At 69.3% G+C, this 12,861-nt stretch carries 10 protein-coding genes; 5 read left to right on the top strand and 5 right to left on the bottom strand.

From position 1 onward, the window contains the following. A complete protein-coding gene (locus ACZ4SW_RS11730; protein ID WP_468241171.1) occupies positions 1-1,002 on the bottom strand; it encodes a methyltransferase in 1,002 nt (333 codons plus the stop codon). Between the two features lie 2 nt (positions 1,003-1,004). Next, a complete protein-coding gene (locus ACZ4SW_RS11725; protein WP_468241169.1) occupies positions 1,005-2,555 on the bottom strand; it encodes a class I adenylate-forming enzyme family protein in 1,551 nt (516 codons plus the stop codon). 473 nt (positions 2,556-3,028) lie between these two features. Here ACZ4SW_RS11725 and ACZ4SW_RS11720 point away from each other — a divergent pair, with 473 nt between their 5' ends. Together ACZ4SW_RS11720 and ACZ4SW_RS11715 are read left to right on the top strand one after the other, a co-directional pair. Continuing rightward, entirely contained in the window at positions 3,029-4,699 is a 1,671-nt protein-coding gene (locus tag ACZ4SW_RS11720; RefSeq protein ID WP_468241166.1) for an FAD-dependent monooxygenase, read from the top strand. Between the two features lie 260 nt (positions 4,700-4,959). Next, complete coding sequence (locus ACZ4SW_RS11715; protein ID WP_468241164.1) at positions 4,960-5,772, top strand: AfsR/SARP family transcriptional regulator; 813 nt, start codon at positions 4,960-4,962, stop codon at positions 5,770-5,772. A 193-nt stretch (positions 5,773-5,965) separates the two neighbouring features. On the opposite strand, the gene ACZ4SW_RS11710 is transcribed toward ACZ4SW_RS11715, so the two are convergent. Both ACZ4SW_RS11710 and ACZ4SW_RS11705 read right to left on the bottom strand, forming a co-directional pair. Continuing rightward, positions 5,966-6,772, bottom strand: coding sequence for an SDR family NAD(P)-dependent oxidoreductase (locus ACZ4SW_RS11710; protein WP_468241162.1), 807 nt, complete (start codon positions 6,770-6,772; stop codon positions 5,966-5,968). Between the two features lie 114 nt (positions 6,773-6,886). Next, the gene (locus ACZ4SW_RS11705; RefSeq protein ID WP_468241159.1) at positions 6,887-7,513 is read right to left on the bottom strand and encodes a cupin domain-containing protein; all 627 of its coding nucleotides are present in this window, start codon (positions 7,511-7,513) and stop codon (positions 6,887-6,889) included. Between the two features lie 253 nt (positions 7,514-7,766). On the opposite strand from ACZ4SW_RS11705, the gene ACZ4SW_RS11700 reads away from it, so the two are divergent. After that, complete coding sequence (locus tag ACZ4SW_RS11700; RefSeq protein WP_468241157.1) at positions 7,767-9,449, top strand: FAD-binding oxidoreductase; 1,683 nt, start codon at positions 7,767-7,769, stop codon at positions 9,447-9,449. A 74-nt stretch (positions 9,450-9,523) separates the two neighbouring features. Here the strand turns inward: ACZ4SW_RS11700 and ACZ4SW_RS11695 are convergent, their stop codons facing one another. After that, entirely contained in the window at positions 9,524-10,186 is a 663-nt protein-coding gene (locus ACZ4SW_RS11695) for a class I SAM-dependent methyltransferase (protein WP_468241155.1), read from the bottom strand. A 350-nt stretch (positions 10,187-10,536) separates the two neighbouring features. On the opposite strand from ACZ4SW_RS11695, the gene ACZ4SW_RS11690 reads away from it, so the two are divergent. After that, positions 10,537-11,088, top strand: coding sequence for a flavin reductase family protein (locus ACZ4SW_RS11690; protein ID WP_468241152.1), 552 nt, complete (start codon positions 10,537-10,539; stop codon positions 11,086-11,088). Positions 11,089-11,167: 79 nt separating this feature from the next. Then, positions 11,168-12,754 (top strand): 4-hydroxyphenylacetate 3-hydroxylase family protein, encoded by a 1,587-nt coding sequence (locus ACZ4SW_RS11685; RefSeq protein WP_468241150.1) that lies wholly within the window; start codon positions 11,168-11,170, stop codon positions 12,752-12,754. Positions 12,755-12,861 lie beyond the last annotated feature (107 nt).

Genomic DNA, 12,861 nt, shown 5'->3' with positions numbered 1-12,861 from the left:
CTATGCGGAGGACGCGACGAGCAGTCGCGTCTCCAGCCCGAGGGGGTGCACGGACTCCAGCCGCAGCCCGGCCCCGGCCAGCAGAGCGCGATAGCCGTCCAGGGTGCGCTCCCGTCCGCCGGCCGCCATGAGCAGGTGCAGGTCCCACAGCAGCGGCAGGAGTTCCCCGCCCGTCGGGTCGATGACCCGTTCCAGGACGAGGAGGCGCGCGGAACCGCGCATGGCCGTCCGGATGGTGGTCAGCAGTGCCGTGCACCGTTCGTCGTCCCAGTCCTGCAGCACCCGGGACAGGAGGTACACGTCGGCACCCGCGGGGACCTCCTGGAACACATCGCCGGCGACGACCTCGTAGCGTCCGGTACCGACGGTGCTGTCCAGGTACTTCCGCGCGACCGGCAGCACATGGGGCAGGTCGAAGAGCGTCCCGTGCACGTCCGGGTGGGCGCGCAGGACGAGTGAGAGCAGCATGCCGCTGCCCCCGGCGACATCCACCACATGGCGGCTGCCGGTGAAGTCGAAGGCCTCCAGCACGTCGGGGAAGAACACGTTGCCGGCGTTCATCGCCCGCTGGAACTTCTCGGCCGCGCTCGGCTCGCGCTGCAGGTAACCGCGCAACGGCACGCCGAAAGCGTGCTCGAAGCCGGAGCCGCCGGAGCGGACGGCGGGCACCACGGCGCCCCAGGCCCGGTGGAACTCCTCGCCGTAGATGCGCACCATGTCCCGCATCGACTGCTCGGAGCCGGAGCGGAGCAGCTCGCCCACCGCTGTGAGCCGATAGCCGGTCTCGTCGCCCTCGAAGACACCGAGCGCGGTGAGCAGCCGCATCAGCCGGACGATCCCGTCGGGACGGGCCTCGGCACGGCGTGCCAGTTCCTCCGCGGTGGTGTGCCCTGCGGCGATGTGGTCGGGGATCGCCAGGGCGGCGGCCGCGTACAGGGCCTGTGACTGCCAGGAGCCGGTGATGATGTCCACGACGCGGCGCGCCGCGTGCACGTCCGTCACGGTCACGCCTTTCGTGAGCTGGAGGGGTGGGGGGTGTCGATCGCCACCGACGGTCCTGCGGGGCCCTGGAGCAGCGCGTGATGACGTTCGCGCAGAACGCGCTTGAGGACCTTGCCGGTGATGCCGACCGGCAGTTCGGACCGCTCGGAGGTGAGGACGAGGGCGTGCAGCCTGGCGAGACCCGCCCCGGCCAACGCCGTGTTGCAGGCGGCGAGGAGGTCGGCGGGACTGCGCTCGACGCCGTCGGTGTACAGCACCACCGCTGCGGGGCGGGACTTGCCGGGCGCCAGCGGATCGTCCACCGCCACGACCGCCGCGTCCAGGCACTGGGTGGTCAGCAGGACGCTCTCCTCCAGCGGCAGGCTGTAGACGGGCCCGTCCACGGTGTGGATCACGTCCGGGGTGCGGTCCAGGTGGTACCAGTCGCCCTCCGCGTCGCGGCGGACGATGTCACCGGTGAGGAAGTAGCCGTTCACCGTGGACTCCTCGGTCAGGCCCGGGTCGTCGAGGTAGCCGGGTGTGACGCTGGGTGTCTTCACCCCGAGCATTCCGGCCTCGCCGTGGGGTAGTTCGCGGCCGTTCGCGTCCAGGACGGCGGCCTCGCGCACCACGCTCACCGGCCGGCCGATGAGCCGTCCGTAGCGCTCGGACGTGGGAACGTGCACCTGCCGGAACAGCACCATGCCCATCTCGGAGGAGCCGAGGCCGTCGACGTAGCGGGATCCCGCGAGCCTGCGCTTGCCTTCCGTCCGCTGGCCGACGGAGATCAGCGGGCGTATGTGCCGCTCGTGCGAGGCGTCGCCCATGCCGTTCCAGGTGTGGAGATACTGGGCCGCCTCCGGCTGGATGTCCGCGGCGCACACCTCGGCGAGGGTGAGCGGGAATCCGAGCACGACGGTGGGATGGAAGCGGTTGATGGCCTGCACCACCCGTCGGCCGTCGGGGTCGTCCAGGATGAGCGTGGGGACGCCCAGCATGATCGCCATGCTCAGATAGCTGATGCCCGCCGAGTGGCTGTGCGGCAGCGCGGTCAGCAACCGGTCGGTGCGCAGGGAGGGGAAGGTCCACAGCCGCTCGCGCTTGCCGGCGAAGAAGGAACCGTGGTTGAAGACCGGGGCCTTGGGCCGTCCGGTCGTCCCCGACGAGTGCGAGATCATCATCAGGTCGTCGTCGGCGTGCCGGTACGGGAAGTTCTCCATGGGACGCGGCGGCCGGGGCGCCGACTGCTCCAGCGCGGCGATGTCCTCGACCAGCGGCACGGCCCTGCCCTGGGCGTCCTCGGACCAGGCGTCGGCCAGTCGCTTGAGAAGGTCGCCGTCGGCGACGAGCACGGTCGTCCCGGTCCGCAGGAAGTACTCGGCGGCGGTCTTCGAGGCCATCCTGGGGTTGCAGTGCACGGCCGCGGCCCCGAGGCCGGTGATGGCGATGTGGTGGATCAGCCCGAGCAGGCCGTCGCGCGTGTGGACGCCGACGCGGGAGCCGGGGCCCACCCCGTGACCGCGGTACCAGTGGGCGTACCGGATGGCGGCGATCCGCATATCCTCCAGGGACACGGCGGGCAGCTCTTTCCGGTGCCAGTCCGCGGAATCGACGTCCGGATGGAAAAGAATCGGGCGGTCGCGGTCGCGTGCCACTCTCCAGGCGTGCCAGAAGAAATTACCCGCGCCCAGCTTCCGGTCGGTGTAAAGACGCAGGCGCTGGGCGACGGACCTGTGCGTGCCGAACAGGAACATATGAATACCTCATACTCCGCGGAGATACCCGGAATCGAGCCGGAGGTCGGTGGCTCAGCGTGATCCGTTGCGATCGAATTGCCGCTCGAAAACCGTTCCCGCTCAGTCTCCAGGCTGTTGATATAGAGGCGGTGGAGATCGCGTTCGCGGATACTCGACGAGCCTTGAAACGCAAGCGGCGACAGGTATGTGCGCCATCGCCGGCGGGCCCCGTCCGACTTCGCTCCATCCTTCAGCGGCTGCTGGGAGGATCCGGGGCGCGTCATAGAAGACAGGCTGGAGGCCTCGCTCGGATGGACACCCCACCGACCACCTCGTCGACCACGCCCGTAGTCATCGTCGGAGGCGGTCCGATCGGACTGCTGCTGGCACTCTTCCTCGACCGCAGGGGCGTCCCCGCCACGGTGTTCAACACCGAGGAGTCTGTGCCCGACCACCCTCGCGGCAGCACGCACAACGCCCGCACCATGGAGCACTACCGCACCCTCGGGCTGGCCGCCCGGGTGCGTCGGCTCGGTCTCCCGCCCGGCCATTCGGCGGGCATCTCGTTCTTCACCCGCTACAGCGGGCACGAACTGGCCCTGCTGCCGTGGCCCGGGGCCGCCGAGACGCAGCGGCGGGTCGCCGCCGCGACGCGGGCGGACCAGACGCCCGAGCCGATGCACCGTGCCAACCAGATGTACGTGGAGCGGCTGCTCCTGGAACACGCCCGCACCCGGCCCGCCGTCACGCTGCGCTTCGGCTGGCGGGTCGTCGGGCTGTCCGAGCACGCCGACGGGGTGAGCGTCACCGCCGAGCGGGACGGTGTGCGCCGTACCTGGCGGGCCCGGTACGCCGTGGGCTGCGACGGCGGCCGCAGTCTGGTGCGGCGCACGCTCGGGATCCGCTACACCGGAGAGGGCAGCCTCGACCAGGACGTCCTGGGGCGCCGCTCGGTCGCCGCGCACCTGCGCATACCCCGCCTCTACCAGGACTTCCTGCGTGAGCGCGGGGCGTGGAGCAACTGGGTCGTCAACGCCGAACTCGCCCTCAATCTGATCGCCCTCAACGGTGTGGACGAGTTCTTCCTGCTGACCAGCTCCATCGACCCGGACACCGCGACCGGCGCCGACCTGGCGGCCCTGGTGCAGCGCGCCGCGGGAGCACCGCTCGACGTGCAGGTACTGGGCCACCGGACCTGGACGGCGGGTGCCGCCCTGGTCGCCGAGCGTTTCGGAACGGACAGACTGCTCCTCGCGGGCGACGCGGCCCACCTGTTCACCCCCAACGGGGGGTTCGGCATGAACACCGGGGTCGACGACGCCGCGAACCTCTCCTGGAAGCTGGCCGCCGCGGTGCAGGGCTGGGCGGGACCCCGTCTGCTCGCGAGCTACGAGGCCGAACGCAGACCGATCGCCCTGCGCAACACCGAGGCGGCACGCCGGCTCGGCATCGGCCTCGGCAGCATCGAGCGGCCGGCCCGGCTGGAGGAGGAGTCGGAGGACGGGATCGCGGCCCGCAAGGAGACCGGGGCCCGGCTCGCCGAGTACGGTCGGCTCACCCTGGACACCCTCGGTGTGCAACTCGGCGCCCGCTACGACGGATCGCCGGTCATCGCCGATGACGGGAGCTCGCCACCGCCGGACACCTTCACCACGTACACGCCGTCCGCCGTGCCCGGGGGCCGGGCGCCGCACGCGTGGCTCGACGACGGGCGCGGCCCGGGAAGTTCGCTCTTCGACCGGCTCGGGACCGGTTTCACCCTGCTCCGACTCGGGGGGTCCGACGACGCGGTGGGCGCCTGGACGAGCGCTGCGCGCAGACGTGGGATGCCGCTGGACGTGCTGCGCATCGAGGACCCGGTGGTGCGCGATCTGTACGAGCGCGACCTGGTGCTCGTGCGCCCCGACCAGCATGTCGCCTGGCGCGGAAACAGGAACCCCGCCGATGTTCCCGCGCTTTTGGCCAGAGTTACCGGATATTAACCAGGCGCAGGCCCCGACTCCTTGAATGCGGAACTGCTTCCGCGTCGATTCTCGTTGACTCGACATGGTCCCGGTGAACGTCAAGGCGCAGAAAATATTGAACGCGCGGCGCGAGCAGATCCTAGGGGCCGGGTGCGGCGGCGTGTTATGGTCCGAAGAAAGAGCAAGACGGCCGTGGTTGACCCGGGCAACGGCAGTCGGAACTTGTTCTCACGGAATGATCTTCCGGTGCACGATCAGGTGAAAGACATGGGGGAGAGATGCAATTCTGCGTACTCGGTCCATTGCGTGTGATCGAGTCCTCTGTCGACAGAGCGCCCACTCCACCGAAACAACGACAAATGCTGGCCCTCTTACTCCTGCATGCCAACACCGTGGTTCCCCGGAAGCAGTTGGTCGAAGAGCTCTGGGAGTACTCTCCGCCGACCAGCGCCGTCGCGGCGGTGCACACGTACGTCATGCAGTTGCGCCGGATCCTTTCCGGCCGCTCGAGGCGCGCGGCGGCGCGCTCGGGCCGTCTGGTCACCCGGGACCAGGGATATCTGCTTCAGGTCCGGCCGGGGGAGCTGGACCTCGATGTGTACGAGGAGCGGGTGCGGTCCGCGCGCGACGCCCTCGCCGTCAACGACGTCGCCTCGGGCGCACGGCAACTGCGGCAGGCGGAGGCGATGTGGCGGGGGCAGCTCCTGGTCGACGTGCCGACGGGCCCGCTGCTGCACGCCGCCATGGAGAGGATCGAACGGCAGCGCCTGGACGCCATCATCGACCGCATCCACGCCGAACTGCGCATGTGCCGCCACCATGAACTGGTCGGCGAACTCAGCGCCCTGGTGCACCGGTACCCCACCAACGAGGACCTGTGCAGCCAGCTCATGCTCGCGCTGTACCGGTCCGGCCGGCAGGCGGACGCGCTCACCAGCTTCCATCAGCTCCGCTACACCCTCCGCGCGGAACTGGGCACCTATCCCTCGCAGCGGATCCAACAGCTCCACACCGAGATCCTCTCCGCCGACCCGCAACTGGAACCGCGCGCGGACACCCCGTTCTCGCCGTACCTGCCGACCCCGGCCTGACGACCGACGCCGGTTGCGACGACGGCGGACCGGCAGGGTGAGCGAACGGAGAGCACGGTGGGTGGGCCCCCGGTACGCCGGGGGCCCACCTGTGTCGTGTGCGGTGGAATGCCACGGGCCGAGCGACGGTTCGCCGGGACGGTGACAGGCGGCCCGGCCGGGGCCGGACCGCCTTCCCGGCTCCCGGGGCCGTCTACAGCTCCTTGAGCAGCCCGCCGTCCACGACGAAGTCCGCACCCGTGGTGGAGCCGGACCGGGGGGAGGCGAGCAGGGCGACCGCGTCCGCGACCTCCTGCGGCTCCACGAAGCGGCCCGTGGCGAGGTTGAGCATGCCCGGGACCACCTCGTTGATGACGCTGTCGCGGTCGGTGTTCGCCTGCGAGGCGATCATGTCGGCGACACCGCCCTCAGCCGTCCACCACGGCGTGCGCACCACGCCGGGCGAGACGGTGTTCACCCTGATGCCCTGCGGACCGAACTCACCGGCCAGCGCCTTGGTGAGGTTGCTCAGGCCGGCCTTCGCGGCGCCGTAGTCGACGTTGATCGGCGAGGGCTGACGCGCGTTCGCCGTGGAGATGTTCACGATCGATCCGCCGCCGCGGGACTGGAAGTGCGGAATGGCGGCACGGATGGCACGCACGGCGGACAGGACGTTGAACTCGAACACGGCCCGCCAGTCCTCGTCCGAGGCGTCGAGGAACGAACCGCGCGGCAGGGTCACCCCGGGAGGCGGACCGCCCGCGTTGTTCACCAGGATGTCGAGCCCGCCGAACACCTCCACGGCACGGGCCACGACCTGGGCGGGCGCCTCGGGATCCGTGAGGTCGACGGAGACGTGGACCAGCTCGGGGCTGCTCAGCGCATCCAGCTCGGGGCTGCTCTTGCGGGAGGCGGCCACGACCTTCGCGCCCTCCTCCAGCAGCGTACGGGTGACGGCCAGCCCGATGCCCTTCGAAGCACCGGTGACCACGGCGACCTTGCCGGAGAGTTGCAGATCCATGGACTTCCTTCTCGTGAAGTATCCCCGCCCCGTGCGGGCGGAGGAGAGGCTGTGCGTCTCATGTCCAGGAACACCGCCGACGGGCAGGGTGTTGCATCGTGTGCCGGCGGTGACTCACCGGTGCCAGCGGGCGACCTCTTCGGGCAGCTCCTCCAACTCGGCGGTCTCCGACGGCTTGCGGTTCATGTACTCCGGGTCGCACCCCTTGTGACCGAGCAGCCGCGCGATCGGCGCCAGTGCCGTGAACAACGCCCGCTGCACCACCCAGGGCGGCGAGGTGAACCGGACGACGTCGCCGAACTCCAGTGTGGTGACCGCCTGCTGAAGAAGGCGCGGCATGCCCTCCGGGGTGGTCTTGCCGTCCTGGGCCAGCCCGAAGAGCTGCCGCAGCACCAACTGCTCGAAGCGGTCGCTGTTCTTGCGGACCTCGCAGATGTGGAACGACTCCTGCCCGCTGCAGTTCCACCAGCGGTGCTTGATGCCCGGCTGGATCAGCACGCTCTCACCCGGACGCTCCAGGGTCACCTGCCGCCCGCCGATGAGGAACGCGACCTTGCCCCTGACGAGGGTGAACCTCTCCTCGCTCACCGGGTGGACATGCTCGCCCGAAACGGCCCCGCCCGGCTTGGCGTAGACGTCCATGACGGTGCGTTGGCCGCCCGTCTCGGACGACGGCGTCCTGATGACCACCCGCTCGCCGCACCGCGGGTTCTCGTACACCTCACCCACACTGACCGTCACCGATCGGCCTCCTGTCCCATTGTCGGCCTTGTCGTCACAAGGTCCTTCGATGGTGGGGGCGGTCCCGCCCGCGGGCACTCCCAATCTTGCGGTCGAATCCGGCCCGGGCAGATTGGCGAAAAGCACCGCAACATCGGGAGTGTTTCAGGCCACGGCAGTTCGTAATCTCGCCGCGGACGGCGGGTGGTGACGGAGCAAACCGGAAACTCGGCGTCCGCTCCATCGGTGAACTGCAGAAAGACGGGGTGCGCGCATGGCGCGGAACTCAGCGGGAATAGGACGCAGACAGTTGTTGTCGACGGCGGCCGCGGCGGTGGGTGGCGCCGCGGTGGTCGGCGGCACCGCCGGGCCGGCGGCGGCCGTGCCGGCCGAAGCGGCGGACGCCCAGGGCTTCGGTCCGGTCAGGATCACTCCGGCCGACCAGCAGTACGGGGAGTTGGTGCACGGGGTCAACCAGAGGTACGTGGGCAACCCGGAGGCCGTCTTCCTCGTCGACTCCGTCGGCCAGGTCGCCGACGTCGTCCAGCAGGCCGTGAGCGGCGGCAAGCGCATCACGGTGTCGTCGGGCGGACACTGCCTGGAGGACTTCGTCTTCAACCCCGACGTCCAGGTCGTGCTGGACCTCTCGCAGTTGAACAAGGTCTACTTCGACACCGCGCGCAACGCCGTCGCCGTCGAGACGGGCGCGCAACTGCTGGACGTGTACGAGCTCCTCTACCAGGTGTGGGGCGTCACCATCCCGGCCGGCATCTGCTACTCGGTCGCCGCCGGCGGCCACGTCAGCGGCGGCGGCTGGGGACTGCTGTGCCGGCAGCTCGGCCTCGTCATCGATTACCTGTACGCCGTCGAGGTCGTCGTGGTGGACGCGGCGGGCAAGGTGCGCACCGTGGTGGCGACGCGCGAGAAGGACGATCCCAACCGTGACCTGTGGTGGGCCCACGCCGGCGGTGGCGGCGGCAATTTCGGGGTCGTGACACGCTACTGGTTCCGCGCGCCCGGAGCCACCGGGACCAGCCCCCGGACCCTGCTGCCCAAGCCGCCCGCCTCGGTGTACCTCAGCGCCGTCTCCTGGCCGTGGGCGGAGATGACGCAGGCGAAGTTCACGACACTGGTGAAGAACTACGGTGCCTGGTTCGCCGCGCACAGCGCCCCTGGCGCCGCGGAGCTGGCCCTCGCCAGCTTCCTGGTCCTGACGCACCGGTCGAACGGGCAGATCGGCATGGTGACCCAGGTGGACGCCACCGTCCCCGGCGCCCGGGAGATGCTGGACGGCTATCTGGCCGCCGTCAACGCCGGCGTCGGCGTTCAGCAGGCCGCCCTGACCCGGCCGATGGCCGAGCTCGGCCCGATGGCGGAGTACGCCGAACCGCGCCGGCTGCCGTGGCTGGAAGCCACCCGCTATCTGGGCACGACCAACGCGAACCTGACCGACCCGACGTTCCGCCAGGAGTACAAGTCGGCCTACATGCGGGCCAACTTCCCCGACCGGCACGCGGCGACGCTGTACAAGCACCTCTCCCGCGACGACGTGACCATCCCCGGCGCCTCGGTGACCCTCAGCTCCTACGGCGGCCAGGTGAACGCGGTCGCACCCGATGCCACCGCCTATCCGCACCGTGAGTCGTTCTACAAGATGATGTGGATGTCGCTGTGGAACGATCCGGCGCAGGACGCGACGTACGTGAAGTGGAACCGCGAGTTCTACGCCGATATGTACGCCGACACCGGCGGGGTGCCGGTGCCCAACGAGGTGACCGACGGCTGCTACGTCAACTACCCGGACGCCGACCTGAGCGACCCGGCGTACAACACCTCGTCGGTGCCGTGGTACGGGCTGTACTACAAGGGCAACTACCCCCGCCTGCAGCAGGTCAAGAAGAAGTACGACCCGGGGAACGTCTTCCGGCACCGCCAGTCCGTCCGGCTGCCCGGCTGACCCCCGTCCTCCCGTAGTACGCGTACGCAGGCCGCCCCGGGGAACCCCCGGGGCGGCCTCGGTACGAGCGCGGATCAGCGTTTGACGGCGAAGGTCAGCCCGTCGGCGAAGGGGATCAGACTGAGGTCGACACGCTCGTCGTGGTGGAGCCGGAGGTTGAACTCGCGCAGCGCGCGGGTCTCCGAGTCCTGTGCGGCGTCGTCGATGACGGCGCCGTGCCACAGCACGTTGTCCACGACGACCAGTCCACCCGGCCGCAGCAGCCGCAGGGCGGCCTCGTAGTACGCCGTGTACCCCTCCTTGTCCGCGTCGATGAACACGAAGTCGAAGGAGCCCGCCGCACCCTCTTCCTGCAGGAGCGCCTCGAGGGAGCGCTGGGCGTCGCCGATGCGCAACTCCACCTTGTCGGCGACGCCGGCGCGCTTGCAGTACTCGAGCGCCATGGCGCTCCACTCCGCGTTGATGTCCAGCGCCACCACCTGGCCGTCGTCCGGCAGCGCCAGCGCCGTGGACAGCAGGCTGTACCCGGTGAACACCCCCACCTCGAGGGTGCGCCGCGCACCGATCGCCTTGACCAGCACGCTCAGGAACTGCCCCTGCTCCGGCGAGATCTGCATCAGATGCAGCGGCAACCTGGCCGTCTCCTCGCGCAGTTCGCGCAGCAGCTCGCCCTCGCGCAGGGAGACGTCGGCGACGTAGTCCTGGAGAGCCTCGTTCACCTCGACCTGGATTCTCATGACCGGCACCTCGTGTGAGAGAAAGGAATGAAGTCGGGAGATGTGAATGCAGAACCGGTGGGCCCGATGGGCGAGAACTTCCGGTCGTTTGGCGTGCATTCCTCGCGCGGCTCCAGTGATTAGAGCCTCGTTTTCCCGTCCGTGTCAAGGGCCGCGGACGTGCGATAAAGGGCCGGTGCCGCCGGTCCTTATTCCTAGCTCGATCCTTCAGAAGCGACTGCCATAATTGTCCGCGCCGATATCCGTGGACATCGGCGTCCATTATTGGTGCCGTCTTCCGTGAAGATATTCAGTGGCCTGTCGGACACATACCGCCGAACCAGCGCACGAGCCGCCGAGAGGGAGGTCCGGTGAGCACCAGGGAGCGTCGGCTCAGGGACTGTTTCGCCCGGTTCGCGACCGGGGTCACGGTCGTCACCGTACGCACGGACGACGGCGTGCACGGGGCCACGGTGAGCTCCTTCACCTCGGTGTCGCTCGGCCCGCCGCTCGTCGTGGTGTCGCTGGACCGGCGCAGCCGCATGTGCCGGGAACTCGCCGGCCGGGAGTTCGGAATCAACATCCTGGCCGCGGGGCAACGCGATCTCGCCCTGCACTTCGCGGGCCGCCCCGCACGGCAGGGCGCCCCCGTGCGCTGGGAGCCGGACTCCCGCACTCCAAGGCTCACGGGATGCGCCGCCTACTTCTCCTGCCTCCCCTGGGCCTCGTACGACGGGGGAGACCACATCCTGCACGTCGGTGAGGTGCGCTCCTTCGACGGCGGCGAGGCGGAGCCGCTGGTCTTCCACGGCGGGGCGTTCCGCGAACTGGACCGGGATGCGCAGGAATCGGCATGGACGGGCTCGCTCGACGGCCCTGCCGACGGTGCGTGGCTCGCGGACTGCGCGACCCACGCCGGCTGACCTGGACGCCGAGACGCACGTAACCACCGGCCCGAAGACCGACCGGTTCAGACGCATGCGTGAAAGGCAGGGCAAGAACATGACGCTTCGGCAGGGCGAGAGCGCCGCATCCGCGGGCGATTCCCCGGTGACCCGCCCGATGACGGGAGACGAGTACCTGGAGAGTCTGCGGGACGACCGGGAGATCTACATCTACGGCGAGCGGGTGAAGGACGTCACGGAGCATCCGGCGTTCCGCAACGCGGCGCGGATGACGGCACGCCTCTACGACGCTCTGCACGACCCCGACCGGCGCGACGTCCTCACCACACGCACCGACACCGGCAGCGACGGTTACACCCACAAGTTCTTCCGGACCCCGCACAGCGTCCAGGACCTCGTGGCGGACCGTGAGGCGATCGCCGAGTGGGCGCGCCTGACCTACGGCTGGATGGGACGCAGCCCCGACTACAAGGCCGCCTTCCTCGGAACGCTCGGCGCCAACGCCGACTTCTACGCTCCCTACCAGGACAACGCCCGCCGGTGGTACCGGGAGTCGCAGGAGAAGGTCCTGTTCTGGAACCACGCGATCATCCACCCGCCGGTCGACCGCCACCGCCCGGCCGAGGACGTCAAGGACGTCTTCGTCCACGTGGAGCGGGAGACGGACGACGGTCTGGTCGTCAGCGGTGCGAAGGTGGTGGCCACCGGATCGGCCATCACCCACTACAACTTCATCTCCCATTACGGACTGCCCCTGAAGCAGAAGGAGTTCGCGCTGGTCGCGACGATCCCGATGGGCTCACCGGGACTGAAGCTGATCTGCCGGCCCTCCTACGCGGCCGCCGCCGCCCTGATGGGCAGCCCCTTCGACTATCCGCTCTCCTCCCGTCTCGACGAGAACGACACGATCTTCGTCATGGACAAGGTGCTCATCCCGTGGGAGAACGTGTTCCTCTACGGCGACCCGGAACAGGTCAACGGCTTCGCCGCCAAGTCCGGGTTCATCCCGCGCCTCACCTTCCACGGCTGCATCCGGCTCGCCGTGAAGATCGACTTCATCGCCGGCCTGCTGCTCAAGGCGGTCGAGATGACCGGAACCAAGGACTTCCGCGGCATCCAGGCCCGGATCGGTGAAGTCCTGGCGTGGCGCAACCTGTTCTGGGCCCTGTCCGACGCCGCGGCCCGCAACCCGGAGGAGTGGCGGGACGGGGCCCTGCTGCCCCGCCTCGACTACGGCATGGCCTACCGCTGGTTCATGACCATCGGCTACCCGCGGATCAAGGAGATCATCGAGCAGGACGTCGCCAGCGGACTCATCTACGTCAACTCCGGCGCCGAGGACTTCAAGAACCCCGAGGTACGGCCCTACCTCGACAAGTACGTCCGAGGCTCGGGCGGCTACGAAGCGGTCGACCGCGTCAAGCTCATGAAACTGCTGTGGGACGCGATCGGCACCGAGTTCGGCAGCCGGCACGAGCTGTACGAGCGGAACTACTCGGGCAACCACGAGTCCGTGCGCACCGACATCTTCTCGGTGCAGAGCGAGCGGGGGCAGCTCGACGGCTACAAGGGGTTCGCCGACCAGTGCCTGGCGGAGTACGACCTCGACGGCTGGACCGTTCCCGACCTCGACTCCTTCGAGGACATCCGCGCCGTCCGGAAGACCCTCTGGAACGGCGGCTGACATCCGTCCCACGGCCCGGGGGGGGGGGGGGGGGGGGGGGGGGGGGGGGGGGGGGAGGGGGGAGGGGGGGGGAAAGAAAAGAAGAAAAAAAAGGAGAAAAAAAGAAA

The sequence above is a fragment of the Streptomyces sp. NPDC028331 genome (assembly GCF_055565775.1).
Note: the sequence above shows the minus strand (reverse complement) of the source record. Positions and strands in the feature narration are given on the sequence as shown.

Excerpts from the sequence above, each read along its gene's own strand:
- ACZ4SW_RS11720 (WP_468241166.1), top strand. The coding sequence starts at position 3,029 with ATGGACACCCCACCGACCACCTCGTCGACCACGCCCGTAGTCATCGTC.
- ACZ4SW_RS11715 (WP_468241164.1), top strand. The coding sequence starts at position 4,960 with ATGCAATTCTGCGTACTCGGTCCATTGCGTGTGATCGAGTCCTCTGTC.
- ACZ4SW_RS11710 (WP_468241162.1), bottom strand. The coding sequence starts at position 6,772 with ATGGATCTGCAACTCTCCGGCAAGGTCGCCGTGGTCACCGGTGCTTCG.
- ACZ4SW_RS11700 (WP_468241157.1), top strand. The coding sequence starts at position 7,767 with ATGGCGCGGAACTCAGCGGGAATAGGACGCAGACAGTTGTTGTCGACG.
- ACZ4SW_RS11695 (WP_468241155.1), bottom strand. The coding sequence starts at position 10,186 with ATGAGAATCCAGGTCGAGGTGAACGAGGCTCTCCAGGACTACGTCGCC.
- ACZ4SW_RS11685 (WP_468241150.1), top strand. The coding sequence starts at position 11,168 with ATGACGCTTCGGCAGGGCGAGAGCGCCGCATCCGCGGGCGATTCCCCG.